The 5428-nt window shown below is 47.1% G+C and carries 5 protein-coding genes; 2 read left to right on the top strand and 3 right to left on the bottom strand.

All coding sequences use genetic code 11. The features are described 5' to 3' along the window. Positions 1-82: 82 nt before the first annotated feature. Positions 83-433: a hypothetical protein gene (locus tag Q0257_RS09705; RefSeq protein ID WP_298024445.1), complete on the top strand. Its 351-nt coding sequence runs from the start codon at positions 83-85 to the stop codon at positions 431-433. Positions 434-450: 17 nt separating this feature from the next. Next, positions 451-1086 carry a tetratricopeptide repeat protein gene (locus Q0257_RS09700; RefSeq protein ID WP_298024443.1) on the top strand — a complete coding sequence of 212 codons (636 nt, stop codon included), beginning with the start codon at positions 451-453 and terminating at the stop codon, positions 1084-1086. Positions 1087-1350: 264 nt separating this feature from the next. Here the strand turns inward: Q0257_RS09700 and Q0257_RS09695 are convergent, their stop codons facing one another. The 3 genes from Q0257_RS09695 to Q0257_RS09685 all read right to left on the bottom strand — a co-directional run bounded on the left by Q0257_RS09695 (position 1351) and on the right by Q0257_RS09685 (position 4972). Further along, positions 1351-2364: a UDP-N-acetylglucosamine--N-acetylmuramyl-(pentapeptide) pyrophosphoryl-undecaprenol N-acetylglucosamine transferase gene (locus Q0257_RS09695; RefSeq protein WP_298024441.1), complete on the bottom strand. Its 1014-nt coding sequence runs from the start codon at positions 2362-2364 to the stop codon at positions 1351-1353. 135 nt (positions 2365-2499) lie between these two features. Then, the gene (locus Q0257_RS09690) at positions 2500-3660 is read right to left on the bottom strand and encodes an FtsW/RodA/SpoVE family cell cycle protein (protein ID WP_177389148.1); all 1161 of its coding nucleotides are present in this window, start codon (positions 3658-3660) and stop codon (positions 2500-2502) included. A 796-nt stretch (positions 3661-4456) separates the two neighbouring features. After that, a complete protein-coding gene (locus Q0257_RS09685) occupies positions 4457-4972 on the bottom strand; it encodes a hypothetical protein (RefSeq protein ID WP_298024439.1) in 516 nt (171 codons plus the stop codon). Between the last annotated feature and the right edge of the window lie 456 nt (positions 4973-5428).

Genomic DNA, 5428 nt, shown 5'->3' with positions numbered 1-5428 from the left:
AAAATGGAAAATCGATAATTAAATTTATAGATTTTTAAGTGGGGGGATAGAATGCGCTAAATTTTTGGTTGAAAGGAAAAATATGGCTGAGGATAAGATTAACGGGAACAAAGCCTTGACCCAAAACGGCATGGACAACAATAAGAAAGAAAGTGAAACGAAAAATATAAATGGAGATAAAGAAAATGAAGCTTTTGTCCAGGTTTCTTTATCGATTTTGGGCGGTATAGTAGGCGGCGCATGGGCTAATATATTAGATAAAGATTTATGGATTAATGTATTAACTATAGCTGTAGCAGGCTTTATTGTCTATGCAACAATAACTTGGCACGATAAGAAATTAGATAAAAAGATAGGATTTCCTATTCTGATTGTTCTTTTGCTCATAATAATGGCTCTACTTGCGTGTTTAGCATATTGCATTCACAAATAATTTCAAAGGAGAAAAGAATGAAAAAAGTAATTTTGGTTTTGGCAGTTCTAGCGAATTTGGCGTTTTCTGCTGAAGAATTAACACAAGCTCAAATCGAATATTTCGATAAAGAGTGCGAGGGTGGAAATTTAAAGTATTGCACGGCAATCGGTGAATATTACTTTATGGTTGGCGGAGAAAGGATAGATTACAAAAAAGCAAAATACTATTTTGAAAAAGTTTGCAAAATGGACAAAGCTGTTCAAAAAAATGAATATTTTATTGAAAGCTGCGGAAATCTCGCAGCTATGTATTATAAGGGGATTGCCGGGATTGAACAAAATTATAAAGAAGCGGCTCGCTTATTGAAAGTGACTTGCGATATTGGAGACCCTATGGCATGTAACAATCTTGGGATAATGTACAATAATGGATATGGCGTGAAAAAAGATATAACAAAAGCCGTATCTTGCTATAAATACGCTTGCAATAAAAACAATTGGCGAGGATGCTCGAGTCTTGGTGCATATAATATTGCTTTAGGCAATAAGAATACGGCTGTTAAATATTACAAAAAGGCTTGCGAGTTGGGTAAAAACGACTCAGAAGCACAAAATCCAAGCAATAAAGATTTTTGGCAACTCACTTGTGAATTGTATGAAAAATTAAAATAGACTTAAAATTACCCGAGCCGAATTTGCGTTCGGGTAAATCCGCTCAAATTTTCCCAAATCAAATTTAAATTTCCGCCGCTCTCGTTTTCGCCGATCCTTACGTAGCCGTCTTACTTAGCCTTATGTTCTCAAAGCATCATATTTTGCCCTATTGTGCCGTATTTACGCGTAACAAAGCGCACAAAAAGTAAATTTTGAAATTTATTCGCCCTGCCCTACGATGAAATTTGCGCGCAAAACGCAGGAATAAAAAACAGAAACACCTTAAATTTTACTCATTAGGTCGCCAATGATCGCTTGCGCGCCGTTTCGATCCGCTAACTCAAGCAACCCTTTGCTCGCGCGCGCCACGTCAAAGCTCTCAATCAAGCCTAAGATCCGCTCGCCGCTTGCGTCCTGCTGGCGTAAAATTTCGCAAAGCCCGCGCTCTTTAAGAAATTTCGCGTTATAAAACTGATGATCCGCCGCCGCGAACGGAAACGGCACGAATATCGCAGGCAGGCCGTTTGCGCAGAGCTCCCACAGCGTGCTGGCACCGCTACGTCCGACGCAAAGATCGGCGCTTGCGATGAGCTCGTGCATGTTTTTACAAAAGCCCACGAGCTGTACATCTAGGCCCTGCTGCGCGTAGATCTGCGAGATGCGCTCAAACTCGCGCTCGCCGCACTGATGGATCAAGCCGTAGCCGAGGCTCAAAAGCTTGGGCGCAAGCTCCACGGCAAGCGAGTTGATAAAGCTCGCCCCCTGCGAGCCGCCCAAAAAGATGACCCTCTTAAGCGCCGTGCGCGGCCGCGCCGTCTCGAAAAAAATATCCGCGATCGGATAAGCAAACGCGGGCTTTTCATAGGAGCTGTAAAACGCCCGCGCGAATGGCCTCAGCAGGCGGTTGAGCCGCCCGCAAACGGCGTTTTGCTCGTGGATAAAAAACGGCACGCGAGAAAGGATCGCCGCGATGGATGCGGGCGCCGAGCTGTATCCGCCCACGCTGATGAGCGCGCGGACGCCGTTTTGCTTTAAAATTTTACGCGCCGCAAGCGAGAGGCGCAGGATATTTAGCAGCGAGGCTAGCTTGGCAAAGCCCTTTTTATCGACGACGCCCGAGCTTTGCAAAAAATAGGTGCGCGCGAAAAGCTCGCTCTTTTCAAACCACGCGCGATCCTGCCCGCGGTTTGAGCCGATAAAGATCGCCCTGATGCCCTGCTTCGCAAGATGGGCGGCTAAATTTTTAGCGATTATCAGATGCCCGCCGGTGCCGCCGCCGCTGATTGCTATGACCATACTTTTCCTTTAAATTTATAAAATTTCGCGCTTAAATTTAAGTCGCGGCGCGCTTCGGCGTAGAATTTTAAGCGCAATTCGGCTCTAAATTTACGCCTAAATTTAAATCGCGCTCTCCTAAAGCCCGCAAAAGCTTTAAAATTTCGCCCTTTTCGACGCCATCAAAACGAGCCCCACCGCAAACGACGCCGCGAGCAGGTGGCTGCCGCCGTAGCTTAGAAACGGCACGGCGATACCCTTAACCGGCGAGATCGACGTGATGCCGTAGGAGTTGATAATGAACGAAAAGAAAAACATAAAGCCGATACCCAGGCAAAAGAGGAAATTTACGTTACTAGGCGACTTGCTCGCGGTCTGAAAGATGCGAAATAGCATCGCATAAAATAGCGCCACGATGAGCAAAATTCCGACAAATCCCCACTCCTCGGCGATACCTGCGAGCACGAAGTCGGTATGCACCTCGCTCAGATAGCCTAGCTTAAAGCTCCCGAGCCCAAGCCCCTGCCCGAAAAACTCACCGTTGTTTATCGCATTTAGTGAGTGTCCGACCTGATACGGCGCGCTAGCGTCCTCTATACGCAGCCCGGCAGCTGTCTCCGGCGACATAAACGACAGTACGAAATCCTGCACTCCGCCCCACCACGAGCGCACGCGATCGACCCTGTGCGCGCTCGTGACGATAAAAACGTAAGCAAGCCCCAAAATCCCCATAAAGCTAAAGCCGATGAGCTTGAAGCTTGTGCCCGCAAAAAGCGACATAAAAATCATCGTAAGCCCCAGCACCGCGACCTGCCCCAGATCATTTTGTACGATGGCGACTAGGATCACCACAAAGCCGAAAAGCGCTACGTAAGGAAGCAGCGTCGCGATCTCGCGCCCGATGCTTTTTTTGGAGTGATCGAGCTTGCGCGAGAAGCTCCACGCCAAAAAGTAGATGAAGCCCACCTTGAAAAATTCCACCGGCGCGAGGTTAAAAAACGGCAGTCTGATCCAGCGCGCCGCGCCGTTTACGTCGGCGACCAAGGATTTGGGTAAAAAGCCCATCGCAAGCATCAAAATCCCCATGATCGCAAAAAGCGACATGCACACCGGCGTTAGGCATTTATCGGGATCGGCGCGAGAGACGATCCACATCACCGCGATGCAGGCGATCCCTACCGCGCACTGACGATAAAAAAAATGCAGTGGTGTAGCACCCAGCAGAAGCACCGTATATGAGCTCAGCGACAGCGAAAATATCATGCCGATCGTAATGAGCGCGCAGGTGAAGTAATATAGCCATTTATCGGTTCTCAATCATCTCTCCATTTTAAAATTTATTCGCATTTACGTGCGCCGTGCACGCTTCGTTTGCCGCACGAGGCTCAAATCTTGCATCACGCCCGTGCCGCACGGCACCGATCGTGGCACCGCCTTTTAAAAAGCGTACGACACGACCGCGCATTGTCTTTTGGCACGCAATGCGATCGTGCATCTTTGACGCGCGGCGCGCATTATTTTTCTCACACATAGGCGGCTTTATGGCGCACGCTACGGGATAGCGCGCCACAAGGCATGATCTCTCGTTATCCCGTAAGACGCGTATTGCCTACGCTCTATTCTAACATATAGCGACGACTTTTGACGCACGCTGCAGATAGAGCACCGCGAAGCGCAATCCACACCGCTTTTTAAACGTGCATTTTGCTCTCACATATCGCGCAGCCTTTCGACACGCGCTACCACGCCGTAGAGCGTAACCTCGCACTATCTTTTATACACAGGCGGGTGCATTTTACTCTGGCAGGCATATCATGGCGACTTTCTACGCACGATAAACGCGGCTACAAACCACAACTACGCAAAATCGCACACAAGCAACACAAAGGCAGTCGCAAGGTCTTAACGCTACGCACTGGTAGCGCGCGGTAGTTGCGAATTACGCTACGCGTTGCTAGCATGCCGATCGATTTTCAGCGCACGGACAACGTAAAACGCGCCGCATCTTGCAATACAGCCACACTGCAAAATACGACTTCGCTGCAAAAACGCGTTTATACTCGCAGACGGTGCGAAATTTCGTTTTAAATTTATTTGCCGCTATAGCGCAAATTTATTTATGCGCGCAGCGACACAAATTCCGTTTAAAATTTTGCGCCGCAGAGCATGTAAGCACATTCGCATCGTAAAACATACCGCAAATGTACCCACCGCACACTGCAAAAATACGCCTCCCATACAAAACAGCGTGCCAAACAGCTTTGTTACACCGCTCAGTATCTGGTGTGCGATACGAGCACTCGCGCCACAAATTAACCGCAACGCGCGACCGCAATACTCCACTACTGGCTTTCAGCGCGCGACCAACTTTCCACTCATGTACTCGCGCGCGACAAGCCAAATCTGCAGCAACTTCTTCTGCTTGTGTAGTCGCAAGACGTTTCATGTCGGCGCGGCGCGATTTAAAATCCAGATCCGCTGCGACAAATTTCAAAATTTCAAAATCCAAAAAGAAGCGAAATTTTAAAATTTTAAATTCTGCCGGTCTTTGTAAATTTATAGAATTTAAAACCGCAAAATTTTTAGCACTTAATTTTAGAACCCTGCCCTGTTTCTGCTCCGCTTGCACTCTAAAATTTCACGCCGCGATTAAAATTTGGCGCCAAGAACACAGCTCGCAATTAAACTACACCTTATAAATTTAGACAGCGAACACGTCACAAATGCAAGCTGCAAAACGCGCTGTTCATACCCACCGAGCACTACTTTTAAAACGCCTCCCGCGCTGCAAGAGGCTTCGATCGCATCCGCGCATCCCGTATAAACCGTCCGCCTTGTCATAGCCACAGAGGCACAAGCGCGAGCTGCGGAACGCGCAAATTTTAAAATTTAAAATCCGCTATGCAGATCAAAAAAATTTTAAAATTCCACCACTTCAAATCCAATAAATTTAAAAATTTTACCGACGCAGATCGATTAAATTTTAAAAATTCTGGCACCTATAAATCCAATAAATTTCAAAATTTCGCCGCTTAAATTTCATCGAAATTTTAAAGCTTACTTGATTATGTCGCGCTGACCTTTG

It is taken from the genome of uncultured Campylobacter sp. (assembly GCF_938018035.1).
In the GTDB taxonomy this organism is placed as follows: Bacteria; Campylobacterota; Campylobacteria; order Campylobacterales; family Campylobacteraceae; genus Campylobacter_B.
This window is presented reverse-complemented; position numbering and strand designations above follow the sequence as displayed.